The sequence below is a fragment of the Paenibacillus cisolokensis genome, assembly GCF_050481165.1.
GTDB classification, from domain to species: Bacteria; Bacillota; Bacilli; order Paenibacillales; family Paenibacillaceae; genus Paenibacillus_AH; species Paenibacillus_AH cisolokensis.
On the sequence record NZ_JBCNFP010000030.1, the window covers coordinates 62,889 to 85,759 of the forward strand.

Here is a 22,871-nt window from a genome sequence, read left to right on the forward strand (position 1 = left end):
CTCCATGCGATGTACCGCGACACCGCCGAGCGGGCTGCCCGGGATCGGCGCTGGCGGGCGAGATTCGGCCGCTGGACGAAGCGGGCGATCGATCTGGCCGTCTGCGTGCCCGCCGTCATTGCCCTGCTTCCGGTGTATGCGGCCGTGGCGCTGCTCGTCCGGCTCAAGCTCGGTTCGCCGGTGCTGTTCCGGCAGCAGCGTCCCGGCTTGTACGGCCGCCCGTTCCACGTGCTCAAGTTCCGCACGATGACCGACGCCACGGACGCGGAAGGGCGGCCGCTGCCCGACGAAGTGCGGCTGACGCCGTTCGGGCAGCTGCTGCGCAAGCTCAGTCTGGACGAGCTGCCGCAGCTGTTCAACGTCATCCGCGGCGACATGTCGCTGGTCGGTCCGCGGCCGCTGCTGATGGAGTACTTGCAGCTGTACACGGAAGAACAGGCGAAACGCCATGACGTCAGGCCGGGCATTACCGGCTGGGCGCAGGTGAACGGGCGCAACGCCGTCTCCTGGGAAGAGAAATTCCGGCTCGACGTCTGGTATGTGCGCAACCGCTCGCTCGCGCTCGACCTGCGCATTCTCGTCCGCACGGTCGTCAAGGTGCTGAAGCGCGAAGGCATTCAGCAGCAGGGTCAGGCGACCGTCGTCAAATTCGCCGGCTCCGGCAAGATGGAGAACGTGTCGTGACCGCCCGGCCGCTGATCGTCGTCGGGGACGGCGGCCACGGACGGGTCGTGCGGGAGGTGATGCGCGCTTCCGGCAGCCACCGGCTGCTCGCGGTGGTGGACGACCGCTATACGGAGGCCGGCGAGCGGGACGGCGTCTATTACGGGCCGCTGCTCCTGCTGCGGACGCTGCTGGCGGACCGGGCGGATGCGGAATGGATCGTCGCTGTCGGCGACAATGCCGCCCGCCGGGCGCTGGTGGAGCGGATCGGGATGGGCGAGGAGCGCTGCGCCTCGCTCGTCCACCCCGCCGCCTGTATTGCGCCCGGCGTTCCGGTCGGCCCCGGCGCGGTCGTCATGCCCGGCGCCGTAGCCAACCCCGGCGCACGCATCGGCGCCCACGCGATCGTCAATTCCGGCGCCGTCGTCGAGCATGACGCCGAGCTCGGGCCGTTCGCGCATCTGTCGCCGAACGCGGCGCTCGCCGGCGGGACGGTCGCGGACGAAGGCGCGCACATCGGCATCGGCGCCAGCGTCATTCCCGGCGTGCGCATCGGCCGGTGGAGCGTGCTCGGCGCCGGAGCCGCGGCTATCCGCGATGTGCCGGACGGCGTCGTCGCCGCCGGCGTGCCGGCGCGGACGATCCGCCGGCTTGCGGAGCTGCCGCCGCCGTATGCGCCGCAGCCGGCCGGCGGAGGACGCTGAAATGATGAGGCAAACGATTGCCGCAATGAACAAGCCGAAGGAGGAACCAAGATGACCGACAACCGGCGGATTTACTTGTCCCCGCCGCATCTGGGAGAGCGGGAGAAGGGTTATGTAGCGGAGGCGTTCGACACGAACTGGATCGCGCCTTTCGGCCCACATGTGGATGAATTCGAGCGGGAGCTTGCCGAATTGACCGGCGCCCGGGGAGCGGTGGCGCTGTCCTCCGGGACGGCGGCCATTCACCTGGCGCTGAAGCTGGCCGGCGTCGGACGCGGCGATCGGGTGTTCGTCTCGACGCTGACGTTCGTCGCCAGCGTCAATCCGGTGCTGTACGAAGGCGCCGAGCCGGTATTTATCGATTCGGACTTCGAAACGTGGAACATGTCCGTTCAGGCGCTGGAACGGGCGCTGATCGAGGCGGAACGCGAAGGGCGTCTGCCGAAGGCGGCCGTCGTTGTCAACCTGTACGGCCAGAGCGCCGACTTGGATCCGATCATGGCGCTGTTCCGCCGGTACGGCGTGACGGTCGTCGAGGATGCCGCCGAGTCGCTGGGCGCGACCTATAAAGGAAAAGCGAGCGGCACGATCGGCGATTACGGCATTTACTCGTTCAACGGCAACAAAATCATTACGACATCGGGCGGCGGCATGCTGGTCGGCCATGATACGGGGAAGCTGGCGAAAGCCCGGTTTTTGGCGACGCAGGCCCGCGATCCGGCGCTCCATTACGAGCACAGCGAGCTCGGCTTCAACTACCGGATGAGCAACGTCCTGGCCGGCATCGGCCGCGGTCAGCTGCAGGTGCTCGGGGAGCGGATCGCTGCCAGGCGGGCGGTGTTCGAACGGTACGAGGCGGCGCTCGCGCACATCCCGGGAATTTCGTTCATGCCGGAGGCGGCGTATGGCCGCTCTACCCGCTGGCTGACGACGTTGACGGTGAACCCGCAAATAACGGGCGTGACGGCGGTCGAGCTCGTCAAGGCGCTGGCCGCCGACAATATCGAGGCGCGGCCGGTATGGAAGCCGATGCATCTGCAGCCGCTGCTTCGCCAGTACGAATACTACGCGCATGAACCGCAGTTCAGCGTATCCGATCAACTGTTTGCGCAAGGGCTGTGCCTGCCTTCCGGCTCTTCCCTCAGCGAAGCCGACCAGCAGCGGGTCATCGACTGCGTGCTGCGGCGGCTCGGAGAAGCGCGAATGACAGTGCCGGGCTACGCGGCTCAAGCCTGATTCGGTACGGGGCGGACTTCCGCAGCGATGAACGGCGAAAAAACGTGCGGAAGCCGTCCGGGCGCCTGTTACTTTAGATGAAATGAGGAGGCAAAGTCATGAAAGTACGTAAAGCGATCATTCCGGCAGCGGGGCTCGGCACGCGCTTCCTGCCCGCGACGAAAGCGCAGCCGAAAGAAATGCTCCCGATCGTCGACAAGCCGACCATCCAATACATTATCGAGGAGGCGATCGCCTCCGGCATTGAAGATATTTTGATCATTAGTGGCCGCGGCAAGCGGGCGATCGAGGATCATTTCGACAAGTCGTTCGAGCTCGAGGAGACGTTGGACAAGAAAGGCAAGACGAAGGAGCTTGAGCAGATCCGCTCCATTTCGGAGATGGCCAACATCCATTACATCCGGCAGAAGGAGCCGAAAGGGCTCGGCCACGCCATCTGGTGCGCGCGCAGCTTCGTCGGCAATGAGCCGTTCGCCGTCCTGCTCGGCGACGACATCGTACAGTCGCAGGAGCCGTGCCTCAGCCAACTGATCCGCGTCTATTCCCGCTATTCCTCTTCGGTTGTCGGCGTGCAGCGGGTGAGCGACGAGGACGTCTCCAAGTACGGCATTATCGCGCCGCGCGGGTCCGCGATCGAACCGTCGGTCTTCTTTCTCGACACGCTTGTGGAGAAGCCTTCGCGCAAGGCGGCGCCTTCCAATTACGCCATCATGGGCCGGTATGTGCTGACGCCGGAAATTTTCGATATTCTCGAGCATCAGGCGCCGGGCGCCGGCGGTGAAATCCAGCTGACCGACGCGATCAAGAAGCTGAACGATCTGAAGAACGTGCTCGCCTACAATTTCGAAGGCGTCCGCTACGATGTGGGCGACAAGTTCGGCTTTATCCGGGCGACGATGGACTTTGCGCTGCAGCGCGAAGACTTGCGCGAGGAAGCGTTGGCTTATATCCAGTCGCTGTACGAACAGCATTTTGCAATCCTGAACAAGGTGGCGAAGTAAGATGCGAAAAATTACGGTTATCGGCACGGGATATGTCGGACTCGTCTCGGGCACATGCTTTGCGGAGGTGGGCAACCGCGTCATCTGCTGCGATGTGGACGAACGGAAGATCAACATGCTGCGGCGCGGGGAAGTGCCGATCTACGAACCGGGACTTGACGAGATGATTGCCCGCAACACGGAGAAAGAAAGGCTGTTCTTCACGACCGAGGTGGGGGAAGCGATCGAATCGTCGGACATCATCTACATTGCGGTCGGGACGCCGATGTCGGAAACCGGGGAAGCGGACATGCGCTATGTCATGCAGGCCGCCAAAAAGATCGGGGAGCATTTGAACCGGTACAAAATCATCGTCAACAAAAGCACGGTGCCGGTCGGAACCGGCGAACTGGTGCGCGAAGTGGTGCAGGCGAACAAAAAGTATCCGTGGATCGGATTCGACGTGGTGTCCAACCCGGAATTTTTGCGTGAAGGGTCGGCGATTTCCGATTGCATGAACATGGACCGCGCCGTTATCGGTTCGGACAGCGAAGAGGCGGCCGCGGTTATCGCGGAACTGCATGAGCCGTTCCGGACGAACATTTTCAAGACGGATCTGGAAAGCGCGGAAATGATCAAGTACGCGGCCAATACGTTTCTGGCGACGAAAATTTCGTTCATCAACGCGATCGCCAACATTTGCGAACGGGTCGGGGCCAACGTCGTGCATGTGGCGGAAGGGATGGGCCTGGACAGCCGGATCGGCGGCAAATTTTTGCAGGCGGGCATCGGCTACGGCGGCTCCTGCTTCCCGAAGGATACGTACGCGCTGGCTCATATCGCGGACAAGGCGGGCTACGATTTCGAATTGCTCAAATCGGTCATCCGCACGAACAACCGCCAACGGTACGTTGTGCTGGACAAGCTGAACGAGGCGGTCGGCCCGCTGAATGGCAAGCAGGTGGCGGTGCTCGGGCTCGCCTTCAAACCGAATACCGACGATATGCGCGAGGCGCCGTCGCTGACGATTATCCCGGAACTGCTGAAGCAGGGGGCGACGGTGCGGGCGTTCGATCCGATCGCGGCGGAATCGGCCAAACGATTGCTGCCCGCAGAGGTTCAGTATGCCGGCAGCGTCGAGGAGGCGGTGACGGGGAGCGATGCCTGCCTCATCCTGACGGAATGGAAGGAAGTCACCGAGATGAATTTGGCCCGCGTCCGGCTGCTGCTGAAGCGGCCTGTTATCGTCGACGGCCGCAACTGCTTCCCGCTGTCCGTCATGAGCGAGCTCGGCTACGAGTACCATTCCATCGGCAGACCGCCGGTGGGCGGAGAGAAGAGGGATCGGTATTCGGTCAACTTCTGACGGCGGGAACGGCCGGAAGAAGCGACTTGTCGCAAGAATCGCGCTGCTTGTGCCGCTTATGATCTGGCTTACGCTCCTGTACAACTGGTCGTCGCAACCGTTTCAGGAGCAGACGATCAAGCCGTGGCTGCGAGCCCACTGGAGCGTCGAGCGGCTTTCAGCGCTGCTGCCGGACGTCACGATCCGTTACGGCGGAGCGGTCATCGAAGCGCGGGAGGAGCCGTACCGCTTCGTCGAATTCGTATTTCGCAAGGCGGCTCATCTGTTCGTCTACGCCATACTCGGAGCGCTCGCTTATGCCGCGTTGCCCGTCCGGAGCGGGCCTGTTTGGAAGCGGGGCGTCATCGCTTCGGTCCTGGTGTTGATCGTAAGTTTGCTGGACGAGTGGAACCAGACGTTCTCGGTTATGCGGACCAGCACCTTTGAGGACGTTATCCTCGATATGACAGGGAGCGCCCTGGGCGTGCTTGCCGCCGCTGCTTTGGGAAGATTCGCAAGAAAGCTTGCTGTACGCGATAAGCGGCGGCTCGAGAGGCGGGCACGCGACGGGGGCGGGATTACGCCGAAGAGGAGGTGATCATAGCCGACATAGACGCTGGATATCCCGGCTTTAGCCGATGGTACCGGCAGGCCGGGAACGGCCCGAGTACTGCGTGCGGCGGGAGAGTCCGGCGCCGATCGGCAGGTGGAGACAGGAACTGCGGGAGGCGCTCTGCCGTTCTCTTCCGCAAAGCGCAAATCGGGCATCGCGCATCTGCTGCCGCAAGCGGTCCGGGATTCGACACGTCCGCGGCAGCGGACAGAAATAATATGCGAAAGCGAGGTTTTGCCAAGTGAAGATCAAAGTTTCGGCCGGGCTCGTCATTGCTCTGCTGACAGGACTGCTTCTGCCGGCGGCTACCGGTGCTACGGCAGCCGTACCGGTCAAGCAAGAAAGCCATTCGACGGCGCTTTCGTACGGTTCATCGCTCATATCCTACTTTGTCGATCTAATGATGGCCAACTTGGACCAGAAGGCCAAAGAACAGGAGAAAGCGAAAGCCGGTCAAACGAGCTCCAAAGGCAACAACGGCAAGGGCAACGACAATGGCAAGGGTAACGACAGCGGTAAAGACAACAACAATGGCAAAGACAACAACGGCAAAGGCAACAATAACGGTAAAGGTAACAACAACGGTAAAGGCAACAATAACGGAAAAGGCAACGACAACGGTAAAGGCAACAAACCGGACAAGCCTGGCAAACCGGATAAACCCGGGAAGCCCGACAAGCCTGGCAAGCCGGACAAGCCTGGCAACCCTGGCAACCCGGACAAGCCTGGCAACCCGGACAAGCCTGGCAACCCGGACAAACCCGGCAAGCCGGACCCGGCCAAGAAGAATCAAATTATCAACGAGACGAAACGCAAGCTGGTTACGCTGCGCAACCAGTGCGAATCGCAGTTGTTCAGCATTGCGCTGCAATTTTTGGCAGCCGATACGACTAGCGAAAAGAGCGCGCTGTACAGGGAAGGAACAGTCGTTTTCGCCAAATGCGTTTCGGATTTCCGCGATATTATAGCGGATGCGGCCCGTCAGCTGAAGGCGGCCGGTTACGAGCCCGATGAAGTATTGCAGCCTTTCAAAGCTCAATTTAACCGCGAGCTGAGGGAAGGCCGGGCGCTGCTTGACAAGCTGCTGGACTAATTGGCGTGAATAGCGGAAAGGCCGTTTCGACTGGTCGGAACGGCCTTTCCTATTAATATTTTAGCATTTATAAATCCCCCCTTCTAATAGGAGACCGTCCGCGCCTTCCGTCAAATCGTCTCCGGTCCGTCGGAGCGCCTCGTCTACCGTCAACTCGTATCCCGTTCGTCGGAGTTCCTCGTCTTCCGCTAAATCGTCTCCCGTTCGTCGGTGCGCCTCGTCTACCGTCAACTCGTCGCCCGTTCGTCGGAGTGCCTCGTCTACCGTCAACTCGTCGCCCGTTCGTCGGTGCGCCTCGTCTTCCGCTAAATCGTCTCCGGTCCGTTGATGTGCCCTGATACAGCGCCTCTGTCTCCGGACAGGTTGCTTTGGAGAAAATCCTGCAAAAATGCAGAATTTTTGGTCCGAATAGATAAATATGGAACAAAATTTTGCAAAAATACAGTATTTTCTGGAGATTTTCGCTTATCTGGATTGAAAGGATCAAAAAAACTGCATTATCGCAGTAATTTTCGCGTTTTGGTTATTTTACGCCCGAAAATACTGCACTTTTGCAGCATTGTTCTTTTGTAGGGTTGCGATCTCCCGCATACCAGCCGCTGGGAGCCGGAGTAAAGTAATTTCGGGGCCGGTGGCAGTTCACAGTGTGGATGGTGCGAGCGAATAGAGCCCTGGAGGTTCGAAATTGAGCACCCGGCGGGAGTGGAGCGAGCAATCGAGCACCCGGCGGGAGTGGAGCGAGCGAAAAAGGCACTGGAGGCACGCAATGGTGGCACCCAGCGGGATTAGCGCGAACGAATAAGGCGCTGGATGCGAAGCGGAGCCGAAAGTCATTCTCTTTTTCCGCCCGGGCGATTATGATATAGATGATAGAAACGGAATACGGCGCCGCGACGGAGGGAGTGACCTGCTGACAGATGACAACCTGGTTCAACAATATGAAGCTGCGCAACAAGCTGTTTCTGTCGATTTTGCTCGTCGTGCTCGTCCCGGTACTGTTCGTCGGCATGTTTCTCACCGCGCAATTTCGCCAGATGGCGCTGGAAAATGCCGTGCAGCAGACGGCCAGCAACGTCGAACGGCTCAAGCAGCGCACGTCCGATATTATTAAAATCCCGCTTATCGTCTCGGAGCGGCTGTTGTTCGACAGAAGATTGAAAACGGTATCAAACAGCCGTTACGATACCGTTCTGGACGTTTTCAAAGCTTACAGCGGGTATTCCGATTTCCGCGATTTTCTCAAGACGTACGCCGAGCTGAAAAACATTCGGCTTTATATCGACAATCCGACTTTGATCAACAACTGGGAATTTATCCAGCCGGACGATTCGATTCGCCATTCTTTCTGGTACCGGGCCGCGATCGCCGATAACGCCGTCAGATGGTATTATGTGGAGGACCAGGCCGGGAAAAACAAATATTTGAGCCTCGTCAGGCGGATCGATTTTCCGGAATACGGGACAAAGGGCGTACTCGTCATTGCCGTCAATCCGGTTACGCTGCATGCGATCATGAACCAGGAACCGTATGAGACGATGATTATAGACGAAAACAACAACATCGTCGCCTCGAACAACCCGGCCTTGTCCGGCAAGCTGCTGACCGATGCGAGCATCGGCAGGATCATTCAAAATTACGACAGCGGCACGTACGAAGAGATCGTGGACGGCAAGCTGTCCAAAATTATTATTGAAAACGTCCATCCCGCTTCCAGCCTCAACGGACTCCGTATCGTATCCGTATTTGCGGTCGATTATATCGTCGCGGAGGCCGACCGGATCGGAACGATGGGCATGATCGTTATTTTTCTCAGCTGTATCGTCGCGGTCATTCTGATTTCGCTCGTATCGGCATTGATTTCGAAGCGGATTTTAAAATTGAGCAAGGAGATCAACAAGGTGGCCGCAGGCAACCTGAACGCCTATTCACCGATTGACGGCAATGACGAAATCGCCCAGCTGTCGCGGCAGTTCAACTCAATGGTGCGCAGCATCCGCGAACTGATGGACGAGGTGTATGAATCGAACCGGCAGAAGAGCATGATGGAGCTGAAGCAGAAAGAGATCAAGCTGAAAATGATGGCGAGCCAGATCAACCCGCATTTTCTGTTCAATGCGTTGGAGTCGATCCGGATGAAAGCGCATATCAACGGCCAGTCCGAAATCGCGCAAACGGTGCGGTTGCTCGGCAAGCTTATGCGGAAAAACCTGGAGATCGGCGGGGCGGACATCCGTTTCGGCGATGAAATGGAAATTGTCCGCTGCTACCTGGAAATTCAAAAATTCCGCTATGCCGACAGGCTGACGTTCACGCTGGATATCGAACCGGAGACGACGAATATTCCGGTACCGCCGCTGATCGTGCAGCCGCTTGTGGAAAATGCGGTCATCCACGGTCTGGAAAACCTGGAGCAAGGCGGGCATGTGCGCATCTCGGCCGCACTGACGGAAGACGGCATGCTGCGCATAGACGTGGAAGATAACGGCGACGGAATGGACGAGGCGCGGCGGCAGGCCGTGCTGGCGGCGATGGAGGACGCCGAAGACCGCGGCGAGCAGCGGATCGGCTTGCGCAACATTCATCAGCGGCTGCGGCTGACTTACGGAGAAGCCTACCGTTACGATATGGTCAGCGAACCCGGCCGCGGCACGCGAATTCGATTGGAATTGCCGGCAAGGGGGAGAGAGCGGAATGTATAAAGTGCTGATTGTGGACGACGAGCCTCAAATCCGCGAAGGGATGCGGACGATCATCGATTGGCATTCGTTCGGATTCCGCGTATGCGGCATCGCCGCGAACGGCCGGGAGGCGCTCGAGGAGCACGAGCGGCAAGCGCCGGATCTGATGATTGTCGATATCCGGATGCCGGGAATGGACGGCCTGAAGCTGATCGAGCGGATCAGGGAAAAGGACGAAGGCGTTCATTTCCTCATTTTGAGCGGCTACTCGGATTTCGATTATGCGAAAAAAGCGATCGATTACCGCGTGAACGGCTATTTGCTCAAGCCGGTCGATGAGGACGAGCTGACCGGTTTCATCGCACGCATCCGCGACATGCTGGTTGCGGAACATGAAAAGCGCCGCCAGTCCGAAGCGGAGGAGCAATGGCGGCGGGAGCAGGCGATCCGTTCGGCGGCATACGGCACTTCGCCGTTGTCCGCCGAAGATCCGTCCTGGGACGCGCTCGCGGCAAGGCTCGGCATGGAGTGGAACGGCTATCAGGTCGTTCTGCTTGCGGCGAAGCGCGGCGGAGAAGATGACGGCCGGCTGCTCGCTTCCGTCAAGCGCAAGCTGGCGGAACGCTTTGCCGGACAATCCGCAACGGCAGCGGTGTTCCCGGCAGACCCGTACATCGGTCTCGTCATCCGGGACGGCATCCGCGGCTGCCGGGAAGCCCGGGAATGGAACGAAACGCTGCGCGGGCTTTGCGGTGAAGCGGCCGACCGGATCGCCGGCGCTTGTGGAGATATTGCCGTTTCGCTCGGCCGTATCGACCGCTCGTTCGCATCGGCTTCCCGCAGGCTGAACCGGCGCCTGTTCTGGTGTGAGGACGGGGACATCCTGCCGCCGCTGTCCGATGGGGACGGCGAGACGAGCGCATCGCCGGCTCCCGATGCGGAGAAGATCGCCGACGAGCTGTTTTTGGCACTGGATATCGGCCGCCGGGAAGCGGCCGCCCGCATTGCGAACGATGCGCTGAAGGCGATGGAGCAAAGCGGCATGGACGGACCGGAATGCCGCAGCGCCGCCGCCCATATCGCATCCGCGGCGCTGCACAAGCTTTCGGCTGTCAACGCCGCGGCGGCCTCGCTGTTGCGGGAACGGCCGGATATCCTATCGGACATTTACGAAACCGCCGATGCGGAATCGCTGCGACGGCATCTGAACGGGATATGGGAGGCGGTCGCGGAGCGGAGCGGCGCCGCGCAGCCGGAACGGATCGTCAAACAGATGAAGGAGCTGATCCACCGCAATTACGACCAGAATTTAAAGCTGGAAACGTTAGCCGAAGTGTTTCATTACAACAGCGGCTATCTCGGCAAACTGTTCAAAAGCGAGACCGGCGACTATTTCAACAATTATGTCGACAAGGTGCGCATGGAGAAGGCGAAGGAGCTGCTGGCGCAAGGGCTCAAGGTGCATCAGGTGGCCGAACGGGTCGGCTATGCGACGGTCGATTATTTTTACAGCAAATTTAAAAAATATGCCGGAAAATCGCCTTCCGCATTTCGCGGCAAGCATTCCGGGGAATGACTTCTCCCGCTTGACCGGTCCTCATCCGTTCCTTCCTTTCGCATCCTTCTCCCGGATTCGTCGTTTTCTTGTCCGTTAATGGAATACTCACCGCCCCGCGGCTTTCCGGAGGCTGCGGGCTTTTTCGTCTTTCCATCCCTTCATCACCTCTAATTTTTGCATGAAAACGTCTCCGATTTGTCGGGTACTGTCCGTTTGCGCGATCCGTTACACTGAAGATGCGATATTTCCGCTAGCGTTCGAGCGGTTGCGGGGTTCTTGGCGATTCCCACGGCATTTTACGAAAGACAAGGAGGGGTTGAATGGAGTCGATTTCGCAGGCCGGCCGCAACGCTGCGCCGCACAAGGCGCGCAATCGAAAATTTTGGAAAACGTTTTTAAAAAACAAATATTTGTACATGATGTCTTTGCCGTTTGTCGTCTGGGTATTCGTCTTTCAGTACATTCCGATCTGGGGATGGACGATGGCTTTCCAAAATTTCAAGCCGGGAAGGTCGTTTTTCGAGCAGCAATGGGTCGGCTTCGACCATTTTGCAACGCTCTTCGGCGACGAGCGGTTTTATCTCGTACTCCGCAACACGCTTGCGATGAGCTTTATGGGGCTGGTCGTCGGGTTTACGTTCCCGATCCTGTTCGCCGTCCTGCTCAACGAGCTCAAGAACGGTCTGTTCAAACGGTTTGCCCAAACGGTGTCGTACTTGCCTCACTTCGTATCCTGGGTCGTCGTAGCGGGCATCGTGACGAAGATGCTGGCCGTGGACGGAACGTTCAACCAATTGCTGCTGTCGGTCGGACTGATCGAACAGCCGGTGCAATGGATGGCCAAAGGCGAATATTTCTGGGGCATCGTGACCGCATCGGATTTATGGAAAGAGCTCGGCTGGAACTCGATTATTTATTTGGCCGCCATCTCGGGCATCGATCCGGAGCTTTACGAGGCGGCGCGGGTAGACGGGGCCGGACGCATACGGCAAATATGGCATATAACGCTTCCCGGCATCCGGACGACGGTTACGGTGCTGCTTATTATGTCGATCGGCCATCTGATCAGCATCGGCTTTGAAAAACAGTTTCTGCTCGGCAACCCGCTCGTGCAGGATTACGCGATGGTGCTCGATCTGTACGCGCTGAATTACGGTCTCGGCATGGGGCGGTATTCATTCGGCACGGCGATCGGCATGTTCAATTCCGTCGTCAGCGTCATATTGCTGTTCGCGGCCAACGGACTGTTCAAACGTCTGACGAAGGAAAGCATCATGTAAGGAGGCTCCGGCATGAGACGGAAAGGAAGCTACTTTAACGCTACGGTGTCGGACCGCATCTTCGACACGCTGAACTTCGCCCTGATGCTGATCATTACGGCGGTGACGCTGTATCCGTTTCTGAACGTGCTGGCCATTTCGCTGAACGATTCGACCGATACCGTGCGGGGCGGCATCCATATTTGGCCGAGGGCATTTACCTTGGCCAACTACGAAACGATCTTCGGCTATTCCGGATTGCTGACCGGATTGAACATTTCGGTGCTGCGCACGGTCGTCGGCACGCTGCTCGGTCTGCTCAGCGCTTCCATGCTGGCGTTCACGCTTGCCCGTCCCGATTTTCAGGGACGCCGGTTCGTATCGGTCTTCCTGGCGCTGACGATGTACGTGTCGGGAGGATTGATTCCGGTATATATTCTGATCCGCGATCTCGGCTTGATGAATTCGTTCTGGGTCTATATTTTTCCGGGACTTGTCAGCGCCTTCAACGTATTCGTCATCCGCTCGTTCATCGACGGGCTTCCTTATGCCCTGCAGGAATCGGCAAAGCTGGACGGCGCGAACGATTTTACGATCTACTGGCGCGTCATTCTGCCGCTGTGCAAGCCGGTTCTGGCGACGATTGCGCTGTTTCTGGCCGTCGGCCAATGGAACTCCTGGTTCGACACGTATTTGTACAACGGGTCGGCCGAGCATTTGACAACGCTCCAATTCGAACTGATGAAGGTGCTGCAAAGCACGACGACGGGCAACGACATGCGGGGACAGTTCAATGTGACCGAACGGCTGCGCAACGTGTCGCCCGAGTCGGTCAAGATGGCGATTACGATTGTCGTGACGTTGCCGATTCTGGTCGTGTATCCGTTTCTGCAGCGTTATTTCGTCAAAGGGATGACGCTTGGGGCCGTCAAGGCGTAATCCGCGCGTAATCTGCGGTATAGACAGGCTTGCCTGTTATACGATATCCGGGCCGCTGCGGCGGCCGCATTACGATCTTTTATCAACAGGAGGGGTATTCTTCATGCGGAAGAAAATGAAAACGATCACATCGCTGTTGGTATTGCTGGCGCTGTTCGGTTCGCTGCTCGCGGCTTGCGGGACGAAGGACGAAGCGGACGGCGAAACGGGCGGCGCGGCCGGCAATCCGGGCGAAGCATCGACCGAGCCGATCACCTTCACCCTGTTCAGCGCGGATCCGAGTCCGAACTGGAACAATATGCAGGATGCGGTCGGCAAGGCGATAACGGCCAAAACGGGCGTGACGCTCGACGCCGAGTTCGCGGTCGGCGATCCGAAGCAGAAGATCGCGCTGATCGCGTCGAGCGGACAGTATCCCGATCTGATCTCGCCGAAGGGTGACGGCGGTTTGCTGGTGGAAGCCGGCGCGCTGATCGATCTTCGTCCGCTGATCGAGGAGCATGCGCCGAATATCAAGAAAGTGATCGGCGAATATATGCCGCGTCTGCAGTGGAGCAAGGATGACGACTCGATCTATTTCATTCCGACCTATAATGCGGTCAACCATCAGGCCTTCGACGCGGGCGGGCCGTTCGCGCTCCAGCATCGCGTCGTCAAGGAAGCGGGCTACCCCGAAATCAAGACGGTCGAAGATTTCGAGAACGCCATCAAAAATTACTTGAAGAAGCATCCGACCGACGAAAACGGAAACCCGAACATCGGCCTGTCGCTGACTGCCGACGATTGGCGGATTATGATCTCGGTTACCAACCCGGCGTTTCAGGCGACGGGCGCGCCCGATGACGGCGAATATTACATCGACCCCAAGACGTACGAGGCGACGTTCCATTACAAGCGCCCGGAAGAACGCGAATATTTCCGCTGGCTGAACCGGATGAACGCCGAAGGCATACTCGATCCCGAAAGCTTCGTACAGAAGGACGACCAGTACAAGGCCAAAGTCGCGACCGGCCGCGTTCTTGGACTTATCGACCAGCAGTGGGGCTTCGCGGACGGCGAGAACGCCCTGAAGGCAGCCGGAAGATTCGATCAGACATACGGCCACTATCCGGTGCAGCTGACTACGGAAACGAAAGATCGTTCGTTCCAGCAGACCGGCTTCATGGCCGGCTGGGGAATCGGAATCACGACCAGCAATCCGGACCCGGTCCGCGCGATCAAGTTTCTCGATTTCCTCGCTTCCGACGAGGGGCAGGTGCTGATCAACTGGGGAATTGAAAACGAGCATTACAAAATGGAGAACGGCAAGCGCGTCATTCCGCCGGAAATCCAGGAACGCAAAAACAACGACAACGCCGCCTTTACGAAGGAAAGCGGCATCGGTCTCTATTCCAACTATACCGTCCGATACGGCGACGGCGTAAAAGATTCGACGGGCAACTATTATACGACGTCATTCCCGGAGCAGGTGATCGCCGGTTATTCGGATGTCGAGAAGGAAACGTTGGCCCGATACAACGCCAGGACATGGAAGGATCTGTATCCGAAAGAGGACGAATTCCCGGTCAAGCCGTGGGGCGCGGCATGGAATATTTCGAAGCCGCAGAACTCCGAGCTGCCGATTATCGAGCAGCAGGTGCAGGATATTGTGCGCAAAAGGATTCCGGAAGCGATATTGGCGAAACCGGACCAGTTCGACCAGATCTACGACACGATGCTGGCGGAGCTGGAGAAGGTGAACAGCAGCAAGGCGGAAGAAATGATGACGCAGCTGGTGAAGGACACGGTCGAGCTGTGGAGCGAATGACATCGGCGAACGGAAGCAACGGAGCCGATGAACAATCGACTGACGGGGTGAAGCTGACATGAAGTTTACCGACGGCCAATGGATGACCCGGCCGGGATTCGAGCTGGTGCAGGCGATGCATCCGCACGATGTGAGAGCGGGAGAGGCGGCGCTGGACGCGTATGCTTCTCCGCGCGATTTGACGCATCGCGGCGCGCGGCTTGACCTGCCGCTGTTGACGGTTCGTTTCTCCTCGCCGATGAAAAACGTCATTCGGGTGCAGGCGTTCCGGCATAAGGGGGTGCGGGAAAGAACGCCTTCCTTCGAGCTGTTTGCGAATGGGGAGCCGCCGGTCGAGACCGGCGCGAATGAAGATGAAGCATGGCTTATCAGCGGCGAGTTGAGCGTGCGGGTGCGCAGAAGGGGTTCCTGGGCTGTCGATTTCTATGACGGAAACAGGCGGCTGACCGGCAGCCGGACGCGTTCGCTCGCCCATATCACCGGAGCCGACGGCACGACATATGTCCGCGAAGAGCTCGATCTGGGCGTCGGGGAATGCGTATACGGGCTGGGCGAACGGTTCACGCCGTTCGTGAAAAACGGCCAAACGGTCGATATATGGAACCGGGACGGCGGCACAAGCACGGAGCAGGCGTACAAAAACGTCCCGTTCTACTTGACGAACCGCGGCTACGGGGTTTTCGTCAACCATCCGGAGCTTGTGTCGTTCGAGGTCGGCTCAGAAAAGGTGTCCAAGGTGCAATTCAGCGTCGCGGGCGAACGGCTTGACTATTTTATAATCGGCGGCGGGTCGCCGAAAGCGGTGGTGGAAACGTACACGGCGCTTACGGGCAAGCCGGCGCTGCCGCCGGCCTGGTCGTTCGGCCTGTGGCTGACGACGTCGTTTACGACGGATTACGACGAGGCGACGGTCAATTCGTTCGTCGACGGGATGCGGGAGCGCGACGTGCCGCTGCATGTGTTCCATTTCGATTGCTTCTGGATGGAGTCGCTGCATTGGACCGATTTTCAATGGGACAGGTCGGTATTCCCGGATCCGGAAGGGATGCTCCGCCGCCTCAAGGATAAAGGGCTGAAAATATGCGTCTGGATTAATCCGTACATCGCCCAGCAATCTTGCCTGTTCGACGAAGGGATGGCCAAAGGGTACTTTGTGCGCCGACCAAACGGAGATGTCTGGCAGTGGGACCGCTGGCAGCCCGGCATGGCGCTCGTCGACTTTACGAATCCCGAGGCATGGGAATGGTTCGCCTCGCATCTGCGCCGTCTCGTCGACATGGGCGTGGACAGCTTCAAGACCGATTTCGGCGAGCGTATCCCGACCGATGTCGTATATGACGACGGCTCCGATCCGGAGAAGATGCACAACTACTACACGTTTTTGTACAACAAATGCGTATTCGAGACGCTGGAACAGAAGCTCGGCAAAGGGGAGGCGACGCTGTTCGCGCGGTCGGCGACGGCCGGCGGGCAGCGGTTTCCCGTCCACTGGGGCGGAGACTGCTCGGCCGATTACGAATCGATGGCGGAAAGCTTGCGCGGCGGGCTGTCGCTCGGCTTGTCCGGTTTCGGCTTCTGGAGCCACGATATCGGCGGCTTCGAAAGCACGGCCCCGGCCGACCTGTACAAGCGGTGGGCGGCATTCGGCCTGCTGTCGACGCACAGCCGGCTGCACGGCAACCAATCGTACCGGGTGCCGTGGCTTTACGACCAGGAGGCGGTCGATGTGATGTCGCATTTCACGCGGCTCAAATGCTCGCTGATGCCGTATCTGTTCGATGCCGCCGCCGAAGCGGCGGAACGCGGCATTCCGGTGATGCGGGCGATGATGCTCGAATTCCCCGAAGATCCCGCGGCCGATTATCTCGACCGGCAATATATGCTCGGATCTTCGCTGCTCGTCGCGCCGGTCTTCAGCGAAACGGGGGATGTGTCCTTCTATTTGCCGCAAGGCCGCTGGACGCACTTCCTGAGCGGCGAGACGGTTCGCGGCGGGACGTGGCGCAAGGAGAAGCATGACTACTTCAGCCTCCCGCTGTATGTGCGGGAAAATTCGATCATCGCGGTCGGGCCCGGCCGCGACCGTCCCGATTACGATTTTGCCGACGGCGTCGAGCTGCATATTTTCGAGCTGGCCGACGGCGGAACCGCGCGCGCGATCGTGCGCGATCTTCGCGGCGCTGTGTCGCTGCGCGCAAGCGCATCACGCAGCGGCCGCGCCGTGACGGTAAGCGTCGAAGGCCCGGCCGGCAAGCGGTGGAGCGTGCTGCTGCGCGGCGTGAAGGACGTCGCTGCCGTGCGCGGCGGCACCGCGGCGGCAACGCCGCTGGGCGTGCGGCTTACACCGGATGCCGGCGCCGCCGTATTGGAGATCGGGCTGTAGCTCATCCGCACGTAGAACCGATTTGGGTCATGGGGTTGTCAAGGTTGTCCCGGAGCAGATCAATCTGCTGCCGGGACAACCTTTTTTATATGAAAATAGTAAAATCGCAGGATGGAAACTGTTACGTATTTGTTCAAAATTTAGTAGAGTTATATAATCGGGAATGGGTCGGATTCAAGATGGAGGAGACGATAGTGGAATGTTACTCGGTTTCGGTTCATTGGCTGCATATCAGTCAGGAGGAGAACGCGGGCGATTTTTCGGGACGGTTTGGATGACGTGATCCATGTGCTGCTGTCCTTCGCGACGGCTGTCGCCGCTTCTTACGTCTCTCTCGGCATGTTGCGGCGTTCTTGCGGTACCGGCCCGATATTCCGTCCGAAGATACGACTGTCGATTTGCGCCCTGTCCATGGGCTTCGGATTATGGGTAATCCACGTTCTGGAAATGGCAAGCGGTTCGAACGAGCAGACGGCGTTCCGATGGGATGCGGTCATCGTCCTCCTGCTCGTCGCCATCGCGGCATCGGCCGTTTCTTTTGCGCTGCTGCAGGGCGGCGGCGCGGGTCATGCCGCGCTGGCCGGACTGGCGCTCGGCTGCGGCTGCGCGTTTATGCATGCGCTGGACAGCGCCGTATCGCCGCATGCGGCGGCTGCGGCCTATCATCCCTGGACGGTTGCGTCGTCGGGGGCCGCAGCGATTTTGCTTGCTTGCGCGGGACTGCTTGGCGTATGGGCAGACCGAAGCGCCGGCCATGCCGGCGGCTTCCGGTTATGGCATTCGGCCGCCTGGCTCGGCGCGGCTTTGTCCGCCATGCATTACGCCGCGGAATTGGCGGCCAGGCTGGCGTCCGTTCAGGCGGCAACCGGAGCGTTTCCGCCGATATCCGAAGACGAAGCCGGTGTGCGGCTGCTTGCCCGGACTGGCGCGCTGCTGTTCCTCATGCTTGTGCTGCTGCTAGCCGGAACGCTGCTCGGCCGCAGATCCGACCGGTTGCGGACGGAACAATCGGCGATGGAGCGGGAAAGTCTGTTCATGCATCTGCCGGATATTTTATTTTCGCTGGACGGGCAAGGAAAACTGGTCGATATCAATATCGCCGGCGAGCGCATGACCGGTTACGGCAAAAGCGAGCTGGCCGGCCGTGATTTCCGCCATCTGCTGCCGCCGGAAGAATGGCCGCTTTACGAGTGGTACGAAAAACGGATGCTGCTCGGTTTGAAGGTCAACTTCGATATGCCGCTGGTCGGCAAGGACGGGCGCAAAGGTCATTTCAACCTGACCGCCATTCCCGTCCAGGCCGGAAACCGCCGGTTCGGCTGCTACATGATCGCGAAAGACACCGGTCCGGACAGGCAGAAGGAGGAGCAGCGCCGCAAGGCGGAAAAGCTTGCGGTGATCGCCAATCTGACGGCAGGGATCGCGCATGAAATCCGCAACCCGCTGACGACGGTCAAAGGGATCGTGCAATATATGCTCAACGGTCCGTCCAAGCCGTATCTTTATACGACGATGCTGTCGGAAATTCGCCAGATCGAAGGCATCGTGACCGACTTTCTGATGCTGGCCTCCCAATCGTCCGCTGACAAGAGAAAGCTGGATTTCGAACGGCTCGTCAGAGAAGCGGTGGAGAACTGGACCGACGAGGTCAAACCGGGATATGTTCCCGTCGTGACGAAGACAGTCGAGGAACAGGTATGGATCGAGGCCGATAAGACCCGCATGCTGCGGGTGATCCGCCATCTTCTGCAGGAAGCGCATGAGCATCAGGAAGCCGAGGAGCCGATTGCCGCGAGGCTGATCCGGATCGACGACCAGACGGTCGAGCTGGCCATTTCGTTTTCAGGCGAGGCGGACGCGGAGGAGCGGTTCCGTCAAATGGGAGAGATGTATTACAATACGAAGGCAAAAGGAACCGGTTATCCGCTCATGATCGCCTATCCCGTCATTTTCGAGCACGGAGGCGAGCTGGAAGCGCTGAGCGCGGACGGCAGGACGATTCTCCGCATGCTGCTGCCCGCCTGGTGGACGGAGAGGGAACCGGCGGAGACGGATGCGGAGGCCCTTGTTGCCGCCGTCCGTTCCGGCGAATAAGCGCCGGTACGGGCGCGGATCAGTGGGAGCGGTTGCGCTGCCTCCATGCTTTCCGGTATTGGAGCGGCGTGCAGTGAACGATTTTTTTGAATACGTGTTGAAAATGGGACAAATTCCCGAAGCCTGCCGCTTCCGCGATTTCCGACACTTTGCGGTCGGTCGTGCGAAGCAGCTCCTGCGCGCGTTGGATGCGGACAAGCTGAACGAATTCGGAAAACTGGAAGCCCGTCGTCCGCTTGAAGAGACGGCTCAGGTGGGACGGGCTGAAATAGTAGGCGGCGGCCAGCGCGCCGAGTTGAAGCGGCTCCGAATAATGCCGGAGAATGTGGTCGACGATCGGCTGCAGCCTCCCGTTCGGCTCTTCGCCGCTTTCGGCGTTCCCGGCGCCGTCTCTCATCATCCGGCCGGCCGCAAGCAGCAGCTGGCACAGCATCGCATGCAGCATGGCGTCCCTCTCCGGCCCGGAGCCGTTGTATTCGTCGACCATGCGCAGCAATAGCGGTTCGAGCGACGCCCGGTCGTTGCCGAGACGAAGCAGCGGATACGGCATGCGGAACGGCTCCAGGTAGAGCGGCAGCGAATCGAACGGCACGTACAGATACGAACCGGGGAACTGGATCAGAATCCGGTCGTGGCGGGGCTGGCGGCTGTCCAGCGTGCGGTGGATGACGTTCGGCGGCACGAACACGAGCGTGCCCGGCTCCACGGTATACGTTTTGTCCCCGATGAAATAACGTCTTTCGCCGTCCACCAGATAATAGATTTCATACGGATCGTGAAGCTCGTTCGGCATTTCGTACGGAAAAATGCGTTCGCGTCGTTCGACGAACAGCGTCTTACGGGACATGTGCACCCTCCTGAAAGCCGGCGCGACCTTGTTTTCACCTGTCCTCGCGTTGTCCGGCATATGGTCCGATACAGGCATAATAACACATTTTTTGAGCGAAAAGAGCATGAATACGGTTAGAAATTGAAATCATTTTCCTTTATCCTTGTAACAGAAGCAAGCGCTTACGCGGACAGCGCGCGAGCTTGCAGTTGACGGGGAGGGAGCAAGCGGAATGAAGAAACATACGTATGCGCTGGTCGGATGCGGCAGCCGCGCCGAAATGTTCTACGGGGCGTTGGCCCGGGATTTTCGCGAGACAAGCGAGCTCAAGGCGTTCTGCGACATCAACCGGACGCGAATGGCGCTGGCCAACCGTTATTTGCGGGAAAAATACGATCATCCGGAAGTGCCGGTTTACGGCGCCGAACAATTTGACGAGATGATTCGCCAGGAGCGTCCCGATACGGTTATCGTCACGACGATCGACCGTCTCCATCATCATTACATTATCCGGGCGATGGAGCTTGGCTGCGACGTCATTACGGAGAAGCCGATGACCGTGGACGACGAGAAGTGCCGCGCCATTATGGAAGCGGTCGAGCGCACCGGACGCAAGCTGCGGGTGACGTTCAACTACCGTTACGCGGCGCATCATTCCAAAGTGAAGGAACTGCTGATGAAGGGCACGATCGGCGAGGTGTACTCGATCCATTTTGAATGGCTGCTCAATACGCGCCACGGCGCCGACTATTTCCGCCGCTGGCATCGCGACAAGCGGAACAGCGGAGGACTGCTCGTGCACAAATCGACGCATCATTTCGACCTGGTCAATTTCTGGCTGGAATCGGAGCCGGAGACGGTCTTCGCGTTCGGAGATTTGCGTTTTTACGGGCGCGAAAATGCGGAACGGCGTGGCGTGACGACGTTTTATCAACGGGCGTACGGCAGCGAGGCGGCGAGGAACGATCCGTTCGCCCTGCATCTGGAAGACAACGAGCAGCTGAAGGCGATGTATCTTGACGCGGAGCATGAGGACGGCTACCATCGCGATCAGAGCGTGTTCGGCGACGGCATCAGCATCGAGGATACGATGGGGGTCACCGTCCGCTACCGGAACAAGGCGATCTTGACGTATTCGCTCAACGCCTACATGCCGTGGGAAGGATTTAATGTCGCGTTCAACGGCAGCAAGGGACGGATCGAAATGAAGGTGGTCGAGCAGTCGTATGTCAACGGCGGAGGGGACAAGGCGCTGGAAGGGGCCGTCGTCGGCGAGCATATTCTCGTCTTTCCGATGTTCGGCGAACCGTACCGGGTGGAGATCGAAAGAAAACAAGGAGGCCACGGAGGCGGCGATCCGATCCTGCTGAACGATCTGTTCGGCGTGCCGGAGGACGATCCGCTGCGACGGGCCGCCACGCACCGGGACGGAGCGATGTCGATCCTGACCGGCATTGCGGCGAATCATTCGATCCGCACGGGGCAGCCGGTGAAGGTGGACAGCCTGCTTCGGTAGCGGCCCGATCGTAGAGGGCGAAACGTAAAGGCCAAATCGCAGAGACCCGATCGAAGAGGCCGAATCGCGCTGTACGCCGCCGTCCGTCATTCGCCGCGGGGCACTCCGGGCGAGGACCGGATGAAAGAATAAGATGGCAATCCCTTGCGATGCAAGGGATTTTTGTTTATCGTTAAAGAAAAAGGAAACCGGCTGTTTCATTTTGATGAAAGCTGCGGTACACGAACGGAGCGTATATGTAACATGGAAACCAAAACATGCGCTGTCTGCGGAAGCGCCAAGCCGATTGAAGCTTTTCCGAAGCGCGCGGGCAAGGCGGCGCGCCGCGGCACTTGCCGGGCCTGCCAGCGCCGGCGCAGGAAGAAGGGGGCGAGCGGCCCGTTGGGCCCGCTTGCGCCTTATGAGCCCGGTCCGGAAGTCGAACCCGCGTCGCCGGGCGCCGGAGCGGTTCCCGTCCTTCCGCCCGGCGACGGCGCGGGGACGGGTGCCGGGTTGGAAGGGGAGACAGTCCCGCTTCCCGCCGGGCCGGCGAAGCGCAAGCGGAAACGGCGGCGCAGAGGGCGCAAAGGAAGAGCGGCCGACGGGATGACGGCGGCGGGAAGCGGTGGCGACGATCGTTCGGCCATCCATATCGGGCGGCCTCCGTTCAAGCGGATCGTGCCGTTTCGCGGCCCATTCTCTTTCGACGTGGGGCTGCTGAACGACAAAGGAACGGGCATGATCCGCCTGCGCGGCCGGCGCGAAACGGGAAAACGCTGGCAGACCGAAATCGAGACGGAAGTCGCGATCCGCATGGTGCGCGAAGGAGCGGCCGGCATTGTCCATCCGCGACTTATTCACAAGCTGTACACGAAAAGCGATTTCCGGCTGCTTATTTTGCAGCGGGACGGCTATACTTGCCGGTATTGCGGACGATACGGCGATACGATCGATCATGTGCTGCCCAAGTCGAAGGGCGGGCTGTCGACGCCGCAGAACTGCGTCTGCGCCTGCTCGGCTTGCAATCTGAAGAAGGCGGACCACCTCGACTTCGCATACGACGACGAGGAGTGACGGCCGGTCCGCGCCGGACGGCGACAATCAGCATCTGACCGAACGGATGCTGATTTTGTGCATTTAGAGGCGTCTCCCGCCGGCGTACGCATATTTTTCGTTCTAGTTTATCAGTTCGAAA

Annotated in this window: 16 protein-coding genes and 1 pseudogene; 16 read left to right on the top strand and 1 reads right to left on the bottom strand. The window is 59.4% G+C overall.

The genetic code is table 11. The features are described from left to right. Positions 1-78: 78 nt before the first annotated feature. From ABEV74_RS06030 to ABEV74_RS06095, 14 genes and pseudogenes are all read left to right on the top strand, one after another. Positions 79-684 (top strand): annotated as a pseudogene (locus tag ABEV74_RS06030) (sugar transferase); the annotation flags it as partial. Beyond that, positions 681-1,367: an acetyltransferase gene (locus ABEV74_RS06035; protein ID WP_213527856.1), complete on the top strand. Its 687-nt coding sequence runs from the start codon at positions 681-683 to the stop codon at positions 1,365-1,367. The pseudogene ABEV74_RS06030 and the gene ABEV74_RS06035, both read left to right, overlap by 4 nt. Positions 1,368-1,418: 51 nt before the next feature. Then, positions 1,419-2,603: a DegT/DnrJ/EryC1/StrS family aminotransferase gene (locus ABEV74_RS06040; RefSeq protein WP_430144353.1), complete on the top strand. Its 1,185-nt coding sequence runs from the start codon at positions 1,419-1,421 to the stop codon at positions 2,601-2,603. Between the two features lie 98 nt (positions 2,604-2,701). Then, positions 2,702-3,604 (top strand): UTP--glucose-1-phosphate uridylyltransferase GalU, encoded by a 903-nt coding sequence (gene galU / locus ABEV74_RS06045; RefSeq protein WP_062491344.1) that lies wholly within the window; start codon positions 2,702-2,704, stop codon positions 3,602-3,604. A gap of 1 nt (position 3,605) precedes the next feature. Continuing rightward, positions 3,606-4,949, top strand: coding sequence for a UDP-glucose 6-dehydrogenase TuaD (gene tuaD, locus ABEV74_RS06050; RefSeq protein WP_062491346.1), 1,344 nt, complete (start codon positions 3,606-3,608; stop codon positions 4,947-4,949). Between the two features lie 58 nt (positions 4,950-5,007). Beyond that, on the top strand, positions 5,008-5,526 hold the full coding sequence (locus tag ABEV74_RS06055; RefSeq protein ID WP_430144402.1) for a VanZ family protein: 519 nt from the start codon (positions 5,008-5,010) through the stop codon (positions 5,524-5,526). A gap of 256 nt (positions 5,527-5,782) precedes the next feature. Further along, positions 5,783-6,634: a collagen-like triple helix repeat-containing protein gene (locus ABEV74_RS06060; RefSeq protein WP_430144356.1), complete on the top strand. Its 852-nt coding sequence runs from the start codon at positions 5,783-5,785 to the stop codon at positions 6,632-6,634. A gap of 917 nt (positions 6,635-7,551) precedes the next feature. Next, on the top strand, positions 7,552-9,333 hold the full coding sequence (locus ABEV74_RS06065) for a sensor histidine kinase (protein WP_430144359.1): 1,782 nt from the start codon (positions 7,552-7,554) through the stop codon (positions 9,331-9,333). Next, entirely contained in the window at positions 9,326-10,888 is a 1,563-nt protein-coding gene (locus ABEV74_RS06070) for a response regulator transcription factor (RefSeq protein WP_430144361.1), read from the top strand. Before ABEV74_RS06065 ends, ABEV74_RS06070 begins: the two co-directional genes overlap by 8 nt. A gap of 302 nt (positions 10,889-11,190) precedes the next feature. Next, positions 11,191-12,150: an ABC transporter permease gene (locus tag ABEV74_RS06075; RefSeq protein WP_430144364.1), complete on the top strand. Its 960-nt coding sequence runs from the start codon at positions 11,191-11,193 to the stop codon at positions 12,148-12,150. Positions 12,151-12,162: 12 nt separating this feature from the next. Continuing rightward, on the top strand, positions 12,163-13,068 hold the full coding sequence (locus ABEV74_RS06080) for a carbohydrate ABC transporter permease (protein ID WP_430144367.1): 906 nt from the start codon (positions 12,163-12,165) through the stop codon (positions 13,066-13,068). 103 nt (positions 13,069-13,171) lie between these two features. Continuing rightward, on the top strand, positions 13,172-14,875 hold the full coding sequence (locus tag ABEV74_RS06085) for an ABC transporter substrate-binding protein (protein WP_430144370.1): 1,704 nt from the start codon (positions 13,172-13,174) through the stop codon (positions 14,873-14,875). Positions 14,876-14,933: 58 nt separating this feature from the next. Then, positions 14,934-17,258 carry an alpha-xylosidase gene (yicI, locus tag ABEV74_RS06090; RefSeq protein ID WP_430144373.1) on the top strand — a complete coding sequence of 775 codons (2,325 nt, stop codon included), beginning with the start codon at positions 14,934-14,936 and terminating at the stop codon, positions 17,256-17,258. 279 nt (positions 17,259-17,537) lie between these two features. Then, positions 17,538-19,352 carry a PAS domain S-box protein gene (locus ABEV74_RS06095; protein ID WP_430144405.1) on the top strand — a complete coding sequence of 605 codons (1,815 nt, stop codon included), beginning with the start codon at positions 17,538-17,540 and terminating at the stop codon, positions 19,350-19,352. Between the two features lie 19 nt (positions 19,353-19,371). On the opposite strand, the gene ABEV74_RS06100 is transcribed toward ABEV74_RS06095, so the two are convergent. After that, the gene (locus tag ABEV74_RS06100; RefSeq protein ID WP_430144376.1) at positions 19,372-20,199 is read right to left on the bottom strand and encodes a helix-turn-helix domain-containing protein; all 828 of its coding nucleotides are present in this window, start codon (positions 20,197-20,199) and stop codon (positions 19,372-19,374) included. 214 nt (positions 20,200-20,413) lie between these two features. On the opposite strand from ABEV74_RS06100, the gene ABEV74_RS06105 reads away from it, so the two are divergent. Continuing rightward, positions 20,414-21,697, top strand: coding sequence for a Gfo/Idh/MocA family oxidoreductase (locus tag ABEV74_RS06105; RefSeq protein WP_062491369.1), 1,284 nt, complete (start codon positions 20,414-20,416; stop codon positions 21,695-21,697). A gap of 243 nt (positions 21,698-21,940) precedes the next feature. Then, the gene (locus tag ABEV74_RS06110) at positions 21,941-22,750 is read left to right on the top strand and encodes an HNH endonuclease (protein WP_430144379.1); all 810 of its coding nucleotides are present in this window, start codon (positions 21,941-21,943) and stop codon (positions 22,748-22,750) included. Positions 22,751-22,871: the final 121 nt, after the last annotated feature.